Raw genomic sequence first — 18,721 nt, 5'->3', positions numbered from 1 at the left:
GGCTCTATCCCTTACTCGATGACTTTGGGAACCAGGTACAGACCGCTTTCGGTCGACGGCGCGATAGCCTGGTAGGCGTCGCGCTGGTTGCTTTCGGTGACCTGGTCGGGGCGCAGGCGCTGGCTGGCCTCCAGCGGGTGGGCCAGGGGCTCGATGCCAGTGGTATCGACCGCTTGCATCTCGTCGACCAGCCCGAGGATGCTGTTCAGGGCATCGGTAATGCGTGGCAGTTCGCCATCATTCAGCCCCAGACGGGCCAGATGGGCGATCTTTTCCACGTCGCAGCGTTCAAGCGCCATGAAGATCTCCAAGGGAAACAAAGAACGGAATTTGGGTCCGCGATGAGGAACATGTCAGCTTTCTGGCGGTCCAACGGCCGCGATCATCGGCTGGCATGCTCGGAAAAACAGCCAATTTAACATATTGGCTCCTTGCCCAAAATCCCTGCCATTGTTAGAGTTTGCCGCACTTTTTTACCCACGCTTTCCCCAGGGTCACTTTCCCATGTTCAAGAAACTGCGTGGCATGTTTTCCAGCGATCTCTCCATCGACCTGGGTACTGCCAACACCCTTATTTACGTGCGTGAGCGCGGTATCGTCCTGAATGAGCCCTCGGTTGTTGCCATCCGTACCCATGGCAATCAGAAAAGCGTTGTCGCCGTCGGTACCGAAGCCAAACGCATGCTGGGCCGTACGCCTGGCAACATTGCTGCCATTCGTCCGATGAAGGACGGCGTTATCGCCGACTTCAGCGTTTGCGAAAAAATGTTGCAATATTTTATCAACAAGGTTCACGAGAACAGCTTCCTGCAGCCAAGCCCGCGCGTGCTGATCTGCGTGCCGTGCAAGTCGACCCAGGTAGAGCGCCGCGCCATTCGCGAGTCGGCCCTGGGTGCCGGTGCCCGTGAAGTGTTCCTGATCGAAGAGCCAATGGCGGCTGCCATCGGTGCCGGCTTGCCGGTTGAAGAGGCTCGCGGTTCGATGGTCGTCGATATCGGTGGTGGTACCACTGAAATCGCACTGATCTCCCTGAACGGCGTGGTCTATGCCGAATCCGTACGTGTTGGCGGCGACCGCTTCGATGAAGCCATCGTCACCTACGTGCGCCGCAACTACGGCAGCCTGATCGGCGAGTCCACCGCCGAGCGCATCAAGCAGGAAATCGGTACCGCTTACCCGGGCGGCGAAGTGCGCGAAGTCGATGTGCGTGGCCGCAACCTGGCCGAAGGCGTACCGCGTGCCTTCACCCTGAACTCCAACGAAGTGCTCGAAGCGCTGCAGGAATCGCTGGCGACCATCGTCCAGGCCGTGAAGAGCGCCCTGGAGCAATCGCCGCCCGAGCTGGCTTCGGACATCGCCGAGCGTGGCCTGGTGCTGACCGGTGGTGGCGCGCTGCTGCGTGACCTCGACAAGCTGCTGGCCCAGGAAACCGGCCTGCCGGTGATCGTCGCCGAGGACCCGCTGACCTGTGTCGCCCGTGGCGGCGGTCGCGCCCTGGAGATGATGGACAAGCACGCGATGGACCTGCTCTCCAGCGAGTGATCACACTCGCTGTTCACGAGCGCCCGGTTTACAGGTAGCACGCACAGTGCTACCTGTATGTGCTGGGCTGGCGCCCGTCAAGGGCGCCGTATCCGTCAACCCGCAACCAGGCTGGTGCGTAGTTCCATGTCCAATGACCTCCTGAGTCGTCCACGAGGAACGGCCCATTAAACCGCTTTTCTCCAAGGGCCCTTCGCTGGGCGTTCGCCTGCTCGTTCTGGTGGTGATGTCGGTCGCGTTGATGGTTGTCGACGCGCGCTTTGACGTGCTCAAACCCGTGCGCAGCCAGATGGGCATGGTGCTGATGGAGTCGTACTGGATCACCGACCTGCCGCAACGTGCGTGGCAAGGCGTGGCCGGCCAGTTCGGCAGCCGCACTGAACTGATCGCCGAAAACGAAAAGCTCAAGACCGAAGCCCTGCTGTTGCAGGGGCGTCTGCAGAAACTGGCAGCCCTGACAGAGCAGAACGTGCGCCTGCGCGAGTTGCTGAACTCTTCGGCGCTGGTCAACGAAAAGGTCGAAGTGGCCGAGCTGATCGGTGTCGACCCCAACCCGTTCACCCACCGCATCCTGATCAACAAGGGCGAGCGTGATGGTGTGTTCCTTGGTCAGCCGGTGCTCGATGCGCGCGGTCTGATGGGCCAGGTGGTCGAGCTGATGCCCTACACCTCGCGGGTACTGTTGCTGACCGATACCACCCATAGCATTCCGGTGCAGGTCAACCGCAACGGCCTGCGCGCCATTGCCAGTGGCACCGGCAACCCGGAGCGCCTTGAACTGCGTCACGTGGCCGATACCGCCGACGTCAAGGAAGGCGACCTGCTGGTCAGCTCCGGCATGGGCCAGCGCTTCCCGGCTGGCTACCCGGTGGCGACGGTCAACGAGGTGATCCACGATTCCGGGCAGCCGTTCGCCATCGTGCGCGCCATCCCCACCGCCGCGCTCAATCGCAGCCGTTACATGCTGCTGGTGTTCAGCGACCGGCGTACCCCGGAGCAGCGCGCCACTGATGCTGCCATCGCCCAGGAAGAGGCTGACCGCAAGGGCACCACGGTCCCCGGCCAACCGGCGGGTACGGGCGAGCAGGGCACACCTGCCAGCACTACGCCTGTAACCCCAGTCACACCCGCAGCGCCGACAGCACCGGCCGTACAGCCTGCAGCCCCGGCGGCTAACCCTGCCACGCCTGCCGCAGCGCCTGCCGCACCCGCTCACACCCGGAGACAATGATGGCTGCTTCGCGCCGCAACAACGGCTGGGTCATCTGGCTGACTTTCGCCATCGGCCTGCTGCTCAGCGTCTCGCCCATGCCGCAGTTCATGGAAGTGTTCCGGCCCATGTGGCTGGCTTTGCTGGTGTCATTCTGGACCCTGGCGGTGCCGGGCAAGGTCGGCATGACCACGGCGTTCGTGCTGGGCCTTGCCGAGGACGTGTTGTACGGCACCCTGCTGGGCCAGAACGCGTTGATCCTCACCCTCATCACCTTCCTGGTGTTGTCCCTGCAGCAGCGCTTGCGCATGTTCCCCATGTGGCAGCAGAGCCTGGTGATCCTGGTCATTTTCGGCATCGCCCAGCTCATCCAGCTATGGCTCAGCGCCCTGACCGGCAACCGGTTGCCTACCCTGGCGCTGGTCTGGTCGGCGGTCATCAGTGCCTTGCTTTGGCCATGGATCAGTTTCGCCCTGCGCGACCTGCGCCGACGCTTGCATATCAACTGACGGCGATGCCGCAACTGACAGGGAGATGTCTGCATGAACCCGTTATACCTGGCCTCTGGCTCTCCCCGTCGTCGTGAACTGCTGACCCAGATCGGTGTGCCTTTCACCGTTGTCAGTGCACCCATCGATGAATCCCCGCTGCCTGACGAAAGCGCCCCGGCCTACGTTGAGCGCCTGGCTCGGGCCAAGGCTGCGGCTGGTCTGGCCCGTGTCGAGGGCCCGGCTGTGGTGCTGGGGGCGGACACTGCCGTGGTGCTCGATGGTCGTATTCTGGGCAAACCGGAAAACCGCGAAGATGCCATGGCCATGCTGGCTGGCCTGTCGGGCCGCGAGCACCAGGTATTGACTGCGGTTGCTCTCAGCGACGGCCTGCATACGCAAAGCCTGTGCGTCACCAGCAAGGTGCGCTTCCGGGCGATCAGCGCCGATGAAGCACAACGCTACTGGGCCAGCGGCGAGCCTGTGGACAAGGCCGGTGGCTACGCCATCCAGGGCCTGGGCGCAGTGTTCGTCACCGGTCTGTCCGGCAGTTATTCGGCCGTGGTAGGCCTGCCCCTCAGTGAGACGGCCGAGTTGCTTGGCACGTTTGGTATCGCCTGTTGGCAATCGCCCGTGCATACGCCAGAGGTAACAAACCCGCAGTAGCCAGCACGGCATACGCCATCCATCATTACAAAAGACCTTTGACGAGAGCCGGCCATGAGTGAAGAGATCCTGATCAACATCACCCCGATGGAGTCACGCGTGGCGGTGGTGGAAAACGGGGTACTGCAGGAAGTGCACGTCGAGCGCACCCAGCGCCGTGGCATCGTCGGCAATATCTACAAGGGCAAGGTGGTGCGTGTGCTGCCAGGCATGCAGGCGGCCTTCGTCGACATCGGCCTGGAGCGCGCTGCGTTCATCCATGCGTCGGAAATTTCTCAGCGTGAAGGCTCGGCGGTCGAGACCATCACGGCGCTGGTGCACGAAGGCCAGGCCCTTGTGGTGCAGGTGACCAAGGACCCGATTGGCACCAAGGGCGCACGCCTGACCACCCAGCTGTCGATCCCTTCCCGCTACCTGGTGTACATGCCGCGCAGCAGCCATGTCGGCATTTCGCTGAAGATCGAAGACGAAGCCGAGCGAGACCGCCTCAAGCAGGTGGTCAGCAACTGCATGGAAAGCGAAAACATCAAGGATGCCGGTGGTTTCATCCTGCGCACCGCCGCCGAAGGCGCTCGTGCCGAAGAGATCTTGCAGGACATCCGCTACCTGCGCCGCCTGTGGGAGCAGATCGGCGCCCAGATCAAGACCTGCGGCGCGCCGATGGTCATCTACGAGGATCTGGGCCTGGCCCTGCGTACCCTGCGTGACCTGGTCAACCCGAAGATCGAGAAGATCCGCATCGACTCGCGTGAAACGTTCCAGAAGACCACGCAGTTCGTCGGTGAACTGATGCCGGAAATCGCCGACCGCCTCGAACACTACCCGGGCGAACGGCCAATCTTTGACCTGTACGGTGTCGAAGACGAAATCCAGCGCGCCCTCGAGCGCAAGGTGCCGCTCAAGTCCGGTGGCTACCTGGTGGTCGACCCGGCCGAAGCGATGACCACCATTGATGTGAATACCGGTGCATTCGTCGGCCATCGCAACCTTGAAGAGACCATCTTCAAGACCAACCTGGAGGCTGCCACCGCCATCGCCCGGCAACTGCGCCTGCGCAATATCGGCGGCATCATCATCATCGACTTCATCGACATGGAAGATGAAGAACACCAGCGCCAGGTGCTGCGCACACTGGAAAAACAGCTGGAACGGGATCACGCGAAGACCAACATCATCGGCATCACCGAGCTGGGGCTGGTGCAGATGACCCGCAAGCGCACCCGTGAAAGCCTGGAGCAGGTGCTGTGCGAGCCGTGCCTGGCCTGTCAGGGCCGCGGCAAGCTGAAAACCCCCGAGACCATCTGCTACGAAATCTTCCGCGAGATCCTGCGCGAGGCACGTGCCTATCAGGCCGAGGGCTACCGTGTGCTGGCCAACCAGAAGGTGGTCGACCGCCTGCTGGATGAAGAATCGGGCAACGTGGCAGAGCTGGAGGCGTTCATCGGTCGAACCATTCGCTTCCAGGTCGAGTCGATGTATTCGCAGGAACAATACGACGTGGTGCTGCTCTGAGGTCTTCTCGAACGCGCCACTGGATGGTCGGGCTGGCAAAACCGCCACTACCGGCCATCATGGATAAACGACTTGGAGGGCCATGGCCATGGGACGTCTGACCCGCGTTCTTGTCGCCTTGACCCGCTGGGGGCTGGGCTTTTGCGCCCTGCTGGCGGTATTGGTGGCGTTGTATGTCAGCCTCGGCCGCGAGCTGGTACCGCTGGTGGCCGAATACCGTGCCGATGTGGAACGCAAAGCCGAGCAGGCGCTGGGGCTGCCGGTGCATGTCGGTGCCCTTGAGGGGCGCTGGAGCGGCCTGGCACCGGTGCTGCGTGTGCGTGACCTGCAACTGGGTGAAGGCGCGACGGCGCTGCGCCTGGACGACGTCAAGGTTGTGCCCGATGTCTGGGCCAGCCTCAGTGCCCGCGAAGTGCGCCTGGCGCGTATACAGTTGGGTGGCCTGCAACTGATCCTGCGTGAGAACGAGCAGGGGGCCTGGGACCTTGAAGGCCTGCCGAAGAAGGACGATGCGCCGCTTGACCCCGCCGAACTGCTGCAGCGCCTGCGCCAGCTGGGCCGCATTGATGTGTTCAACAGCCAGGTCACCTTGCACCCGTGGCAGCGAGACCCGCTCACCCTGACGTATGTGAGCGCCGGCCTGCAGGCGGGTGCTTCGCGCCAGGCCCTGGACTTGAGTGCGACCCTGCCCGATGGCCAGCCCCTGGCGCTGAACCTGCGTAGCCGTGCGTCGGCAAAGGCCTGGCGTGACGCCCAGGTAGATGCCTACCTGAGCCTGCCGCAAAGTGACTGGGCGCGATGGTTGCCCCCACGCCTGCTGGGCCAGTGGCATGCCGAGGCGCTGCGAGCGGGCGGCGAGTTGTGGGTCGACTGGCGCGAAGGGCAATTGCAGCAGGCAGTGGTGCGGCTCAATGCACCCGAGCTGCAGGGCGGTTATGCCGGGCGCAAGTCCGCGACACTGAACAACCTGGCTGTGGGCGCCTGGTTCCAGCGCCAGGCCCAAGGCTTTGATGTAGTGGTCGACTCCCTGGCCATGGACATCGGCAAGACCCGTTGGGAGTCGCACCTGCAGTTGCAGCAGCGTCCCGGCCAGAGCGCTGCTGATGAAAGCTGGAAGCTGCAGGCTGACCGGCTGCACCTTACGCCCCTTACCCCGCTGATCGAAGCCCTGGCACCGCTGCCTGACAATGTCATGGCCGTAGTCGATGGCCTCAAGGTAACCGGCGCGTTGCGCAATGTACGGCTGGAGGCCCGGCCCAAGGCCGAGGGTGACCAGCGCCTGCAATTCGACGCCAACCTGGAGAAGGTCGGTTTCGATGCCTATCACGGTGCCCCGGCTGCCGGTAACGTCAGCGGCAGCATCAGCGGCGACCTGGGGCATGGTGAACTGCGCCTGGATACCGATGCATTCATGCTGCACCTGTACCCGATCTTCGCTAAACCCTGGCACTACCAGAAAGCCAACGCGCGCCTCACCTGGGCGCTGGACAAGGAAGGCTTCACCCTGGTTGCGCCTTACCTCAAGGTGTTGGGCGAGGAGGGCAAGATTGCTGGTGACTTCCTTATTCGCCTGTTGTTCGAAGAAGGCCGCGAGGACTACATGGACCTGCGTGTCGGCCTCACCGAGGGCGATGGCCGCTACACCGCCAAGTACCTGCCCGAGGTGCTCAGCCCGGCCCTCGACGAATGGCTGCGCAGCGCCATCGTCAAAGGCACGGTGGATGAGGGCTACTTCCAGTACCAGGGCTCGCTGAATCATGGCGCCGCACCGCAAGCCCGCAGCATCAGCCTGTTTTTCAAGGTGCGGGACGCGGCGCTGGACTTCCAGCCTGGCTGGCCGCAGGTTCAGCACGTAGATGGCGATGTGTTCATCGAGGACAGCGGTGTGCGCATCAAGGCCCAGCGTGGCCTGTTGCTCGACACCAAGGTGAGCGATGTCAGCGTTGATATCCCGCATGTCGAGGGTGAGCAGCACAGTCGCCTGTACCTGGATGGCGACTTCGACGGCAGCCTGGGCGATGGCCTGAAAATACTCAAGGAAGCGCCGATCGGCACGGGCGAGATCTTCGCCGGCTGGGAGGGCGAAGGGCCGTTGAAGGGCAAGGTCAAGCTCGACATCCCGCTGGCTCGTGGGGAACGGCCGAAAGTGCAGGTGGATTTCGCCACCAGCGATGCGCGCCTGAAAGTTGCCCCGCCGAGCCTGGAGTTGAGCCGCTTGAAGGGTGATTTCAGCTTCGATTTTGACAAAGGCCTGAGTGGCAAGGGCATCAGCCTGCAGGCGTTCGGCAAGCCGGTGACGGCGCAAATTACTGCCGAAGGCCAGCCGGGGCAGATGCAGACGCGCATCGACGCCAATGGCCAGGTATCGCTCAAGGCACTGACCGACTGGCTGCAGTTCAAACAGGCTTTGCCAGCGTCCGGTGACCTGCCTTACCAGTTGCAACTCAGCCTGGGTAGCCGGGACAACCGGCTGAGCGTCAATTCGAACCTGAAGGGCTTGGCCATCGACCTGCCGGCGCCCTTCGGCAAAGCCGCAGCAGACACCCGCGACAGCCGTTTCAGCATGAGCCTGCAAGGCCAGGAGCGGCGGTTCGATGCCGCTTACACCGACCTTGCACGCTTTGCCTACGCCGCACCGGCCGACAAGCTCATGCAGGGGCGTGGTGAATTGCTGTTGGGCACTGGTGACGCCCAACTCCCGGCTGGCCAGGGTTTGCGGGTACGCGGGCGCCTGGAGTCGCTGGACCTGGCGCCCTGGCAAGAACAGGCGGCCCGGCTTGCCGGTGACGACCCAGGTGGCAGCGCGCGACAGAACCTGCAAAGTGTCGACCTGAGCATCGGCCAGCTGAAAGCCTTCGGCATGGACCTGAACCAGGCCGTGGTGCGTATGGCCCGTGGCGGCCCGGCCTGGGACCTGCGCCTGGACAGCAAGGAAGTGATTGGCAACGCCCGTGTGCCGGATGCCAAGGGTGCGCCAATGGTCGTGCGTATGCAGACCCTGCGCCTGCCCGCTGCCGACCCTGCCCAGGCTCAGGCCGAAGAGGGCCCGGACCCGTTGGCCTCGTTCGACCCGCGCAAGGTACCGGCGCTGGACTTGAGCATCGACAAGCTTTACCGCGGCGACGACCTGTTCGGCAGCGCGGCGATCAAATTGCGACCGACAGCGCGGGGCGTGACCGCCAGCGATATCGACCTCGACTTCAAAGGGCTGCGCATCGACGGCGGTGGCGGCTGGGAGGGTCAGCAGGGCAGCACCAGCAGCTGGTACAAAGGGCGCCTGGACGGCAAGAACCTGGCCGATGTGCTCAAGGCCTGGGGCTTCGCTCCGACTGTGACCAGCCGTGACTTCCGCCTGGATGTGGACGGCCGCTGGCCGGGTTCGCCCGCTGCGGTGGGCCTGAAGCGCTTCTCTGGCAGCATGGACGCGGCGCTGCGCACCGGCCAGTTCGTCGAAGTCGAAGGCAGTGCACAGGCACTGCGCGTGTTCGGCCTGCTCAACTTCAACTCCATTGGCCGGCGCCTGCGCCTGGACTTCTCCGACCTGTTCGAAAAGGGCCTCGCCTATGACCGGGTCAAAGGCCTGCTCGTGGCCAGTAATGGTGTCTATGTCACCCGCGAGCCGATCAGTGTCACTGGCCCGTCGAGCAACTTTGAGCTGGAGGGCACCCTGGACATGGTGCGCGACCGGGTCGATGCCAACCTGCAAGTGAGCCTGCCGGTGACCAACAACCTGCCGCTGGCGGCACTGATTATCGGTGCGCCAGCCGTAGGCGGCGCGCTGTTCCTGGTCGACCGGTTGATCGGTGACCGCGTGTCGCGCTTTGCCAGCGTGCACTACCGTGTCGAAGGGCCGTGGAAAGAGCCTAGAATCACATTTGTGAAACCTTTCGAGAAAACCCGCTAGGAGTGCCCATGAAGGCAGCGGTAATCCAGATGGTCAGCCAGGATGATGTGCTGGCCAACCTGCAACGTGCCGGTGCCCTGTTGGAGCAGGCCGCATCTGGCGGCGCACGGCTGGCGGTGCTGCCGGAAAACTTCGCCGCCATGGGCCGCAAGGACGCCGCTGCCATCGGCCGCGCCGAAGCATTGGGGGAAGGGCCGATCCTCCCATGGTTGAAACGCACCGCCCGCGACCTCAAGTTATGGGTTGTGGCCGGTACCTTGCCCTTGCCTCCGGTCGGCCAGCCCGAGGCCAAGGCGCATGCCTGCTCGCTGCTGATCGACGAACACGGCGAGGTGGCGGCACGCTATGACAAGCTGCACCTGTTCGACGTGGACGTTGCCGACAACCGCGGTCGGTACCGTGAGTCGGATGACTACGCCCATGGCGCCCAGGTGGTGGTGGCTGACACGCCGGTTGGGCGGTTGGGGCTGAGTGTGTGCTACGACTTGCGCTTTCCTGAGCTGTACAGCGCACTGCGTGCTGCCGGCGCGGAACTGATCACTGCCCCAGCGGCCTTTACAGCCGTGACAGGGGCGGCACATTGGGAGGTGCTGGTACGCGCCCGCGCAATCGAAACCCAGTGCTACCTGCTGGCTGCGGCGCAGGGCGGCACCCATCCAGGCCCTCGGGAAACCCATGGCCATGCGGCGATCGTCGACCCTTGGGGGCGCATCGTCGCACAACAGGCGCAAGGCGAAGCAGTACTGCTTGCCGAGCGCGACATTGAAGAACAAGCGTCCATCCGGGCGCGCATGCCGGTGGTATCGCACCGGCGCTTTTTCTCGCAGGGCGCGTTGCGGCCTGCGCACACCTCGGAGTGACTATGAGCCAGATGTTATCCACCGTCAGTGAGCAGCTCCTGGCCCCAGGCGGCTTGACCCTGGACAGCCTGCAGAGCGTACTGGGTGAGTTGGCCGGCCCCGGCATCGACGCCGCCGACCTGTATTTCCAGGGTCAGATCTCGGAAACCTGGGCGCTGGAAGACGGCATCGTCAAAGAGGGCAGCTTCAACCTGGACCAGGGCGTGGGCGTACGTGCCCAGTCCGGTGAAAAGACCGGCTTCGCCTACAGCAATGCGATCAACCTCGAGGCATTGACCTCGGCGGCGCGCGCCGCCCGTTCGATTTCACGTGCCGGGCAAAACGGCAAGGTCCAGGCTTTCCGCAGTCAGGAAGTGGCCGCCCTGTATGCCGCAGACAACCCGCTGGATGTACTCAGCCGTGCCGAAAAGGTCGAGCTGCTCAAGCGTGTCGATGTCGCCACCCGCGCCCTGGACCCGCGCATCCAGCAAGTCAGCGTGAGCATGGCCGGGGTCTGGGAGCGCATCCTGATCGCTGCGGCCGATGGCAGCCTGGCCGCCGACGTGCGCCCACTGGTGCGCTTCAACGTCAGCGTCATCGTCGAACAGAATGGCCGTCGCGAGCGCGGCGGGCAGGGCGGTGGCGGGCGTACCGACTACCGTTTCTTCACCGAAGAACGGGTAATGGGCTATGCCCGCGAGGCATTGCGCCAGGCGCTGGTAAACCTTGAGGCGATCCCGGCACCTGCAGGCACCTTGCCGGTTGTACTGGGCTCGGGCTGGTCGGGCGTGTTGCTGCACGAGGCTGTAGGCCATGGCCTGGAGGGTGACTTCAACCGCAAAGGCAGTTCGGCGTTCAGCGGCCGCATTGGCGAGAAGGTGGCATCGAGCCTGTGCACCATCGTTGACGATGGCACGCTCGAGGGCCGCCGTGGCTCACTGAGCGTGGATGACGAAGGCACTCCGACCGAATGCACCACGCTGATCGAGAACGGTGTGCTCAAGGGTTACATGCAGGACAAGCTCAACGCGCGCCTGATGGGCATGGCGTTGACCGGCAACGGTCGCCGGGAGTCCTACGCGCACCTGCCGATGCCCCGCATGACCAACACCTACATGCGTGCAGGCGAAAGCGACCCGCAGGAAATCATCGCGTCGGTGAAGAAGGGTATCTATTGCGCCAACCTGGGCGGTGGCCAGGTGGACATCACCAGCGGCAAGTTCGTGTTCTCGACCAGTGAGGCCTACCTGATCGAAGACGGCAAGATTACCGCGCCGGTCAAGGGTGCGACCCTGATTGGCAATGGCCCGGAGGCGATGAGCCGGGTGTCGATGGTCGGGAACGACCTGGCGCTGGACAGCGGGGTAGGGACGTGCGGCAAGGACGGGCAGTCGGTACCCGTAGGAGTAGGGCAGCCGACTTTGAAGCTGGACGCGATTACCGTAGGCGGTACAGGCGCTTGATGGCCCAGGGGGCTCTTGTGGGAGCGGGCTTGCTCCGCGAAGCAGGCCAAACGGTGGTGGCTGGCACCGGCTTTGCCGGTGTTCGCGGGGCAAGCCCGCTCCCACAGGGTCCCTGGGTGATCCGTCAGCGCAAGCCGCGCTGCAGCTCGTCGAGGTCGCGGATGTACTTGAACACCTTGCGCGCAGCAGCAGGCGGCTTGTTACGCGCTTTTTCGTGCTGGGCATGTCGGATCAGCGAGCGTAGTTGCTGGCGATCGGTATCGGGGTATTCGTTGACGAAACGCTCGAGGTCTTCGTCATTACCGTCGATGAGCCGGTCGCGCCAGCGCTCCAGGCCGTGGAAGCGCTCGTTGTACTGGCGGGTCGAGCTGTCCATCTGCTCAAGCAAGGCGTGGATGGCATCCAGGTCCTGCACGCGCATCAGCTTGCCGACAAACGACATGTGGCGTTTGCGGGCACCGTGAGCGGTGTGCTTGGAAGCCTCGGCCAGGGCCTTGCGTAGCTCGTCGGTCAACGGCAGACGCGCCAGAGTGTCGGCCTTGAGCGTAGTGAGGCGCTCGCCGAGTTCAACCAGCTCATGCAGTTCGCGCTTGATCTGGGTTTTGCTTTTTTCGCCGTCGTAGGCGTCGTTTGAATCAACCATGGTGGCAGTCCGCTAGAAATCGTCGCCATGATAACCAGTCGGGGGCCGCTTGTCCGGCCCGGTCGTAGAATGACCCCAAGCCGTACGCAGAATTTTAGTGGAGAGAACCATGAGTGCAGTCCAGAGCGTAGGTCCGAAAGACCTGCCAGCATTGCAGGAGCAGGTCGAGGCGATCATTGCCGAGGCGCGCCGCCAGGGGGCCAGCGCCTGCGAAGTGGCGGTGTCGCTGGAGCAGGGCCTGTCCACCACGGTACGCCAGCGTGAGGTTGAAACGGTCGAGTTCAACCGCGACCAAGGCTTTGGTATCACCCTTTATGTTGGCCAGCGCAAAGGCTCGGCCAGCACCTCGGCCAGTGGCCCGGACGCGATCCGCGAGACCGTCGCCGCAGCGTTGGCCATTGCCAAGCATACCTCCGAGGACGAATGCTCAGGCCTGGCCGACGCGGCGCTGATGGCCCGTGAAATCCCGGATCTGGACCTCTATCACGACTGGGCCATGGAGCCTGAAAAGGCCATCGAAATGGCCTTGGCCTGCGAGGCTGCGGCGTTCGATGAAGACCCGCGCATTCTCAATGCCGATGGCACCACACTCAATACCCACCAGGGCTGCCGGGTGTATGGCAACAGCCATGGCTTCATCGGCAGTTATGCTTCGACCCGGCACAGCCTGAGCTGCGTGATGATCGCTGAAGGCGACGGGCAGATGCAGCGTGACTACTGGTACGACGTGAACCGCCAGGGCAACCTGCTGGCCGACCCGCGCAGTATCGGCGCCCGCGCTGCCCAGCGCGCAGCCAGCCGTTTGGGCGCACGCCCGGTACCGACCTGCGAGGTGCCGGTGCTGTTCTCCGCCGAGCTGGCCGGTGGCCTGTTCGGCAGTTTCCTCTCGGCCATTTCCGGCGGCAACCTTTACCGCAAGTCGTCGTTCCTTGAAGGCACCATTGGGCAACGCCTGTTCCCCTCCTGGCTTACCCTTGACGAGCGCCCCCATATCCCACGGGCACTGGGTAGCGCGGCATTCGACGGTGATGGCCTGGCTACCTATGCCAAGCCGTTCGTCGACAAAGGCGAGCTGGTGTCGTACCTGCTGGGCACCTATTCCGGGCGCAAGCTGGGCTTGCCTAGCACGGCCAACTCCGGTGGCGTGCATAACCTGTTCGTCACTCACGGTGTGGAAGACCAGGCCGCATTGATCCGCCGTATGGGGCGCGGGCTGCTGGTGACCGAGTTGATGGGGCATGGGCTGAATATGGTGACGGGGGATTACTCCCGTGGTGCGGCTGGCTTCTGGGTCGAGAATGGCGAGATTCAGCATGCGGTTCAGGAAGTGACCATTGCCGGCAATATGAAGGATATGTTCCAGCAGATTGTCGCGATTGGTAGCGATCTGGAAACCCGCAGCAACATCCATACGGGCTCGGTTCTGATCGAACGGATGACTGTTGCTGGTAGCTGATCATTAACCTGTACTGCTCAGATAAAATGAAGACCCGGCCCCTGCGCCGGGTTTTTTTCATCACCTTTTTCTTGAAGTGATTCTGTTTATCACTTAATAATGAATATCATTATCCAGTAACCCGGCGATGATGTTCATGAAACCCGTCCTCCGCGAACTGCCCTACCTGGAAAACTGGCGCTGGCTCAGCCGGCGCATCCGCTGTGCGCTCGAGCCCGACGAGCCGCGCCTGATCGAGCATTACCTTGCCGAAGGCCGCTATCTGGTGTGCTGCACCGAGACCTCGCCATGGACGGTGGCACTCACCTCTTTCCGCCTGCTGCTGGATACCGCCTGCGACCGCATGCTGCCCTGGCATTGGCGCTGCCTGTGCCTGGACCAGGCCTGGCGCCCACTGCTGGACATGCGCAACCTCGACCGCCAGGAACAGAACCAGCGCTGGCAGCCCTATGCCCTGCAGTTGGCCAATTGCCGTCTGCTGCCGTCGATTTCTCCCGATGAACTGATGCAAGGATTTGATGATGAGTGATACCCGTATCGAGCGTGACAGCATGGGTGAGCTGCAGGTGCCGGCCCAGGCCCTGTATGGTGCCCAGACCCAGCGCGCGGTCGACAACTTCCCGGTCAGTGGTCTGCGCATGCCGGCCCAGTTCATTCGTGCCTTGTTGCTGGCCAAAGCTGCTGCCGCCAAGGCCAACGTGGAGCTGGAGCAACTGTCTGCAGCGCAGGGCCACGCCATCGTCAAGGCTGTCGAGCAACTGCTGGCGGAAGACTTCATCCAGCACTTCCCGGTGGATGTGTTCCAGACCGGCTCCGGCACCAGCTCGAACATGAACGCCAACGAGGTGATTGCCACCTTGGCAAGCCGCGTGCTGGGTGACGCTGTCAACGCCAATGACCACGTCAACTGTGGCCAGAGCAGCAACGACATCATCCCCACCACCATTCATGTCAGCGCTGCGCTGGCCTTGCACGAACAGTTGCTGCCGGCCCTGAGCCACCTGGTACAGGTGATCGAGACCAAGTCGGCGCAAGTGCATCAGTATGTGAAAACGGGCCGTACCCACTTGATGGACGCCATGCCGGTGCGCATGAGCCAGGTGCTGGATGGCTGGGCGGCACAGATCAACGCTGCCAAGGGGCACATCGAAGCGACCCTGCCGAGCTTGCAGGCGCTCGCCCAGGGCGGCACCGCCGTGGGTACGGGCATCAACGCCCACCCTCTGTTCGCTGCCGGTTTCGCCCGACAGCTCAGCGGCCTGACCCAGGTCCGGTTCACCCCAGGGCAGAACCTGTTCGCCCTGATCGGCTCGCAGGACACCGCCGTGGCGCTGTCTGGCCAGCTGAAGACCACCGCCGTGGCACTGATGAAGATCGCCAACGACCTGCGCTGGATGAACTCCGGCCCACTGGCCGGCCTGGGCGAAATCGAGCTGCAAGGCTTGCAGCCGGGTTCTTCGATCATGCCAGGCAAGGTCAACCCCGTGATCCCGGAGGCCACCGCCATGGTTGCCGCCCAGGTGATCGGTAATGACGCGACCATCGCTGTAGCTGGCCAGTCCGGCAACTTCGAGCTGAACGTGATGCTGCCGGTGATCGCCCGCAACTTGCTGGAGAGCATCGAGCTGATGGCCAACGTCAGCCGTTTGCTGGCCGACAAGGCCATCGCCAGCTTCAAGGTCAACGAGGCCAAGCTCAAGGAAGCCCTGGCGCGCAACCCGATCCTGGTCACTGCGCTGAACCCGATCATCGGTTACCTCAAGGCTGCCGAAATTGCCAAGACCGCCTACAAGCAGGGTCGCCCGGTCATCGATGTGGCGCTGGAGCACACCGACCTGTCACGTGACCAGCTTGAAGCGCTGCTGGACCCGGAAAAACTCACCGCCGGCGGTATCTGACCCTGCGTCACCGCCCAGGAGACAACCCATGCAGCACTGGAAACGCACCACGGAAACCGCCAACCGCCTGTTCGAACAAGGCGAGCTGGTCGACGCCCGGGAACACTACCTGCAAGCCCTGGCGCTGGCCCAGGTGCTGTTCGAGCGCTGGCATGACGTCGACGAAGCGGTGGCCGTGTTCGTCATCGCCCACCACAACCTGGCCGACCTGCACGTGCGCCTGAATCAGCCGCACGAGAGCGCCGACTACTTGTGCGCCGCCCACCAGCGGCTGCTGCACGCCAGCCAGGAGGCGCGATTGCCCCAGCCGCTGCGTGACGCAGCCCTGCGCCACAGTGGGCGAACCTACACCGAACTGCTGAATTTCATCGCCGAGTACGGCCAGTACCCGCGAACCGAGCGCCTGCTCAACCGCCACAATGCCGGGGCCAGCGAACTCGCTGCCCAGCCGGACGTGGCGCCTGGAACCCATGCCTACGGAATTCACTGACATGCCCCATACCTTGCCTGCTTTGCCTTACGCCTACGATGCGCTGGAGCCGCACATCGACGCCCAGACCATGGAGATCCACCACAGCAAGCACCATCAGACCTACGTCAACGGCCTCAATGCCGCCATCGAAGGCACTGAGTGGGCCGAATGGCCGGTGGAAAAACTGGTCGGTGCGGTCAAGCAGCTGCCAGAAAACCTGCGCGCTGCGGTAACCAACCATGGCGGCGGCCACGCCAACCACAGCCTGTTCTGGACTGTGATGTCGCCGCAGGGCGGCGGTGAGCCACAGGGCCAGCTGGTACAAGCCATCTCCTCGCAACTGGGCGGTTTCGATGCCTTCAAGGATGCCTTCACCAAAGCGGCGCTGACCCGCTTCGGCAGCGGCTGGGCCTGGCTCAGCGTGACCCCGCAGAAAACCCTGGTGGTGGAAAGCAGCGGTAACCAGGACAGCCCGCTGATGCACGGCAATACGCCGATCCTCGGCCTGGACGTGTGGGAGCATGCCTACTACCTGAAGTACCAGAACCGTCGCCCGGAATACATCGGTGCTTTCTACAACGTCATTGACTGGGCGGAAGTGGAACGTCGTTACGTTGAAGCCCTGAAGTGAGTCGGACCGGTATGCGCTCTGAAGTGATGTCTGTCAGCAGTGTGCGCCTGTTTCGCCTGGCGCTTGGGACTTTGCTTTTGCTGGCGGGCACCGCGCTGTTGGTAGCGCGTGGCCTTGCCTGGCTGGACCTGGAACCACGGATGTTGCGCGCCCTGGAGGGCGGCGCATTGTGCGCACTGGGGACGGCGTTGGGGGCGGTACCGGTACTGGTCATTCGCAACATGCCAGTGGCGCTGGCTGACACCCTGCTGGGCTTCGGCGCTGGCGTGATGCTGGCAGCCACCGCGTTTTCCCTGATCATTCCGGGTCTGGGCGCGGCCCAGTCCATCGGTTTCAGCCCTTGGGGGGCGGGTGGCCTGATCAGCTTTGGCTTGCTGTTCGGTGCGCTGTGCCTGTTTCTGGTTGACCTCAAAGTGTCTGGCGCCTCACCAGAAGCGCTGGTCGGCACCGACAACCAGCCGGTGATTGCTGCGCGCATCTGGCTGTTTGTCATCGCCATCATCGCGCACAACATTCCCGAAGGCATGGCCATCGGTGTGTCCGCCGGTGGTGGCATGGCCGACGCCGACAGCCTGGCCATGGGCATTGCCTTGCAGGATGTGCCTGAGGGGCTGGTAATTGCGCTGGTGCTGGCCGGGGCGGGCATGTCGCGCTTCAAAGCCTTATTGATAGGCGCAGCGTCAGGCCTGGTCGAGCCGGTGGCTGCGGTGATCTGCGCCTGGCTGGTGAACATCGCCGAACTGCTGCTGCCGCTGGGCCTGGCCTGCGCGGCGGGGGCAATGCTGCTGGTGGTGACCCAGGAGATCATCCCGGAATCGCGCAGTAACGGCCATCATCGTCTGGCCAGCCTGGGGCTGTGTATTGGCTTCTGCCTGATGATGGTGATGGATACAGCATTGTCGTGAGCAAGCTTGGGTGCGCCTGCTCCATGCAGGCGGCACTCAGGTGATAATGACTTCAACCCGCCCTTCGCGACGGGAGCGAGGGGCTGGCTTGACCACAATCTGGATATCGCGCCCCAGTCGCGCCAGGCAATCGATCATCTTGGTCTCACTGATGCCGCGAAACTTGCCCCGCATCATTTCAGATACTTTGGGTTGGGGTAATCCAAGTACCGCTGCGGCTTCCAACTGGGTGAGGTGCCGAGCCTTGATGATGCTGCAGATCTTGCTGGCAAGCTGTGCCTTTACCAGCATTTCATTGGCGTCGGCACCGTTGAGGTCGGCATAGACGTTCCCACTGCCTGCTTCGATCTCAGTCATTTATTTCTCCTCTTGAGTGTGCCTCGGCCAGCTTCAGACGAGACCTGATCAAGGCGATGTCGTGACTGGAAGTCTTGATGCCGGAGACGGACTTCTTCTGAAAGCAATGCAGGACATAAATAGCCGAGCCAAAGCTCACGGTGTAGACCGCCCGGTAGGTGTTCCGGTTGTGATCCTCCATGATTTCCAGCACCCCCGCGCCTGAGAATCCCTTGAGGCATTTGGTTTGCTGATGCTTGCCGCCTTCCTGCGCCAAGTGCAGTGCAAAGCCGAAGATGTCCTGTACATCTTCAGGAAGTGCCTGAAGGTCTTTCTTGCTGCTGCCAACCCAATACAGCGCCCTGATTCGTTTTAATGCATCCATTGCATGGCCACAATCTATACCCATATAGGTATAAAGACAACCACGGCCGATTGCATCCTGATAATTGGCAGGAGATGTTGCGGGAGGGCTATTCGCCTTCGTCGAAGAAGTTGTTGATCAGCTCGACCAGCGCATCCATGGCGTCGTTGTCCTGCTCGCCTTCGGTGTGCAGGTGCACCTGGGTGCCTTTGCCGGCCGCCAGCATCATCACCGCCATGATGCTCTTGCCGTCCACCAGCTTGTCCGGCGTACGGCCAACCCGCACCTGGCAGGGGAAGCGGCCTGCCACGCCGACGAACTTGGCTGCCGCCCGGGCATGCAGGCCCAGCTTGTTGATGATGGTGATTTCGCGGGCGGGCATCGTGGGGCGG

The 18,721-nt window shown here is 63.1% G+C and carries 19 protein-coding genes; 14 read left to right on the top strand and 5 right to left on the bottom strand.

Annotated features, from left to right (window positions below):
* Positions 1–11 precede the first annotated feature (11 nt).
* Positions 12–299, bottom strand: a complete 288-nt coding sequence (gene gatC / locus SB765_RS13995; protein ID WP_341797646.1) for an Asp-tRNA(Asn)/Glu-tRNA(Gln) amidotransferase subunit GatC — start codon at positions 297–299, stop codon at positions 12–14.
* A gap of 205 nt (positions 300–504) precedes the next feature.
* Here gatC and mreB point away from each other — a divergent pair, with 205 nt between their 5' ends.
* The 8 genes from mreB to tldD all read left to right on the top strand — a co-directional run bounded on the left by mreB (position 505) and on the right by tldD (position 11,624).
* Positions 505–1,542, top strand: coding sequence for a rod shape-determining protein MreB (mreB, locus tag SB765_RS13990; RefSeq protein ID WP_003255163.1), 1,038 nt, complete (start codon positions 505–507; stop codon positions 1,540–1,542).
* A 196-nt stretch (positions 1,543–1,738) separates the two neighbouring features.
* Positions 1,739–2,773 (top strand): rod shape-determining protein MreC, encoded by a 1,035-nt coding sequence (mreC, locus tag SB765_RS13985; protein ID WP_410910854.1) that lies wholly within the window; start codon positions 1,739–1,741, stop codon positions 2,771–2,773.
* Entirely contained in the window at positions 2,773–3,261 is a 489-nt protein-coding gene (gene mreD, locus SB765_RS13980) for a rod shape-determining protein MreD (RefSeq protein WP_016485021.1), read from the top strand. The genes mreC and mreD overlap by 1 nt, the downstream gene beginning before the upstream one ends.
* Positions 3,262–3,294: 33 nt before the next feature.
* Positions 3,295–3,906, top strand: a complete 612-nt coding sequence (locus SB765_RS13975) for a Maf family protein (protein WP_341797647.1) — start codon at positions 3,295–3,297, stop codon at positions 3,904–3,906.
* Between the two features lie 54 nt (positions 3,907–3,960).
* A complete protein-coding gene (rng, locus tag SB765_RS13970; RefSeq protein WP_049275123.1) occupies positions 3,961–5,418 on the top strand; it encodes a ribonuclease G in 1,458 nt (485 codons plus the stop codon).
* Between the two features lie 82 nt (positions 5,419–5,500).
* Positions 5,501–9,322 (top strand): YhdP family protein, encoded by a 3,822-nt coding sequence (locus tag SB765_RS13965; RefSeq protein WP_410910800.1) that lies wholly within the window; start codon positions 5,501–5,503, stop codon positions 9,320–9,322.
* A gap of 8 nt (positions 9,323–9,330) precedes the next feature.
* On the top strand, positions 9,331–10,182 hold the full coding sequence (locus SB765_RS13960) for a carbon-nitrogen hydrolase family protein (RefSeq protein WP_341797649.1): 852 nt from the start codon (positions 9,331–9,333) through the stop codon (positions 10,180–10,182).
* Positions 10,183–10,184: 2 nt separating this feature from the next.
* Positions 10,185–11,624: a metalloprotease TldD gene (tldD, locus tag SB765_RS13955; RefSeq protein ID WP_341797650.1), complete on the top strand. Its 1,440-nt coding sequence runs from the start codon at positions 10,185–10,187 to the stop codon at positions 11,622–11,624.
* A 124-nt stretch (positions 11,625–11,748) separates the two neighbouring features.
* Here tldD and yjgA read toward each other — a convergent pair whose 3' ends face one another.
* Entirely contained in the window at positions 11,749–12,267 is a 519-nt protein-coding gene (gene yjgA / locus SB765_RS13950) for a ribosome biogenesis factor YjgA (RefSeq protein WP_027595596.1), read from the bottom strand.
* 109 nt (positions 12,268–12,376) lie between these two features.
* On the opposite strand from yjgA, the gene pmbA reads away from it, so the two are divergent.
* The 6 genes from pmbA (at position 12,377) to SB765_RS13920 (ending at position 17,629) form a co-directional block, all read left to right on the top strand.
* Entirely contained in the window at positions 12,377–13,723 is a 1,347-nt protein-coding gene (pmbA, locus tag SB765_RS13945) for a metalloprotease PmbA (RefSeq protein WP_063426389.1), read from the top strand.
* A 127-nt stretch (positions 13,724–13,850) separates the two neighbouring features.
* Entirely contained in the window at positions 13,851–14,252 is a 402-nt protein-coding gene (locus SB765_RS13940) for a FagA protein (RefSeq protein WP_341797651.1), read from the top strand.
* Positions 14,245–15,621 carry a class II fumarate hydratase gene (locus SB765_RS13935; RefSeq protein WP_410910801.1) on the top strand — a complete coding sequence of 459 codons (1,377 nt, stop codon included), beginning with the start codon at positions 14,245–14,247 and terminating at the stop codon, positions 15,619–15,621. The genes SB765_RS13940 and SB765_RS13935 overlap by 8 nt, the downstream gene beginning before the upstream one ends.
* Before the next feature lie 28 nt (positions 15,622–15,649).
* Positions 15,650–16,111 (top strand): hypothetical protein, encoded by a 462-nt coding sequence (locus SB765_RS13930; RefSeq protein WP_016501341.1) that lies wholly within the window; start codon positions 15,650–15,652, stop codon positions 16,109–16,111.
* A 1-nt stretch (position 16,112) separates the two neighbouring features.
* Positions 16,113–16,724 (top strand): superoxide dismutase, encoded by a 612-nt coding sequence (locus tag SB765_RS13925; RefSeq protein WP_016501340.1) that lies wholly within the window; start codon positions 16,113–16,115, stop codon positions 16,722–16,724.
* An 11-nt stretch (positions 16,725–16,735) separates the two neighbouring features.
* Positions 16,736–17,629, top strand: a complete 894-nt coding sequence (locus tag SB765_RS13920) for a ZIP family metal transporter (RefSeq protein ID WP_410931484.1) — start codon at positions 16,736–16,738, stop codon at positions 17,627–17,629.
* Between the two features lie 36 nt (positions 17,630–17,665).
* On the opposite strand, the gene SB765_RS13915 is transcribed toward SB765_RS13920, so the two are convergent.
* From SB765_RS13915 to SB765_RS13905, 3 genes are all read right to left on the bottom strand, one after another.
* Positions 17,666–17,986: a helix-turn-helix domain-containing protein gene (locus SB765_RS13915; protein WP_341797654.1), complete on the bottom strand. Its 321-nt coding sequence runs from the start codon at positions 17,984–17,986 to the stop codon at positions 17,666–17,668.
* Positions 17,979–18,350, bottom strand: coding sequence for a type II toxin-antitoxin system RelE/ParE family toxin (locus SB765_RS13910; RefSeq protein WP_341797655.1), 372 nt, complete (start codon positions 18,348–18,350; stop codon positions 17,979–17,981). The genes SB765_RS13915 and SB765_RS13910 overlap by 8 nt, the downstream gene beginning before the upstream one ends.
* 88 nt (positions 18,351–18,438) lie before the next feature.
* Positions 18,439–18,711 carry an HPr family phosphocarrier protein gene (locus tag SB765_RS13905; RefSeq protein ID WP_341797656.1) on the bottom strand — a complete coding sequence of 91 codons (273 nt, stop codon included), beginning with the start codon at positions 18,709–18,711 and terminating at the stop codon, positions 18,439–18,441.
* Positions 18,712–18,721: the final 10 nt, after the last annotated feature.

It is taken from the genome of Pseudomonas sp. SIMBA_067, assembly GCF_046534675.1.
Classification (GTDB): domain Bacteria; phylum Pseudomonadota; class Gammaproteobacteria; order Pseudomonadales; family Pseudomonadaceae; genus Aquipseudomonas; species Aquipseudomonas putida.
This window is presented reverse-complemented; position numbering and strand designations above follow the sequence as displayed.

Coding starts and splice junctions, on each gene's coding strand:
- SB765_RS13935 (WP_410910801.1), top strand. CDS start 14,245: ATGAGTGATACCCGTATCGAGCGTGACAGCATGGGTGAGCTGCAGGTG.
- rng (WP_049275123.1), top strand. CDS start 3,961: ATGAGTGAAGAGATCCTGATCAACATCACCCCGATGGAGTCACGCGTG.
- mreD (WP_016485021.1), top strand. CDS start 2,773: ATGGCTGCTTCGCGCCGCAACAACGGCTGGGTCATCTGGCTGACTTTC.
- gatC (WP_341797646.1), bottom strand. CDS start 299: ATGGCGCTTGAACGCTGCGACGTGGAAAAGATCGCCCATCTGGCCCGT.
- SB765_RS13905 (WP_341797656.1), bottom strand. CDS start 18,711: ATGCCCGCCCGCGAAATCACCATCATCAACAAGCTGGGCCTGCATGCC.
- pmbA (WP_063426389.1), top strand. CDS start 12,377: ATGAGTGCAGTCCAGAGCGTAGGTCCGAAAGACCTGCCAGCATTGCAG.
- tldD (WP_341797650.1), top strand. CDS start 10,185: ATGAGCCAGATGTTATCCACCGTCAGTGAGCAGCTCCTGGCCCCAGGC.
- mreB (WP_003255163.1), top strand. CDS start 505: ATGTTCAAGAAACTGCGTGGCATGTTTTCCAGCGATCTCTCCATCGAC.
- SB765_RS13965 (WP_410910800.1), top strand. CDS start 5,501: ATGGCCATGGGACGTCTGACCCGCGTTCTTGTCGCCTTGACCCGCTGG.
- SB765_RS13915 (WP_341797654.1), bottom strand. CDS start 17,986: ATGACTGAGATCGAAGCAGGCAGTGGGAACGTCTATGCCGACCTCAAC.
- SB765_RS13960 (WP_341797649.1), top strand. CDS start 9,331: ATGAAGGCAGCGGTAATCCAGATGGTCAGCCAGGATGATGTGCTGGCC.
- SB765_RS13975 (WP_341797647.1), top strand. CDS start 3,295: ATGAACCCGTTATACCTGGCCTCTGGCTCTCCCCGTCGTCGTGAACTG.
- yjgA (WP_027595596.1), bottom strand. CDS start 12,267: ATGGTTGATTCAAACGACGCCTACGACGGCGAAAAAAGCAAAACCCAG.
- SB765_RS13940 (WP_341797651.1), top strand. CDS start 13,851: ATGATGTTCATGAAACCCGTCCTCCGCGAACTGCCCTACCTGGAAAAC.
- SB765_RS13920 (WP_410931484.1), top strand. CDS start 16,736: ATGCGCTCTGAAGTGATGTCTGTCAGCAGTGTGCGCCTGTTTCGCCTG.
- SB765_RS13910 (WP_341797655.1), bottom strand. CDS start 18,350: ATGGATGCATTAAAACGAATCAGGGCGCTGTATTGGGTTGGCAGCAGC.
- SB765_RS13930 (WP_016501341.1), top strand. CDS start 15,650: ATGCAGCACTGGAAACGCACCACGGAAACCGCCAACCGCCTGTTCGAA.
- SB765_RS13925 (WP_016501340.1), top strand. CDS start 16,113: ATGCCCCATACCTTGCCTGCTTTGCCTTACGCCTACGATGCGCTGGAG.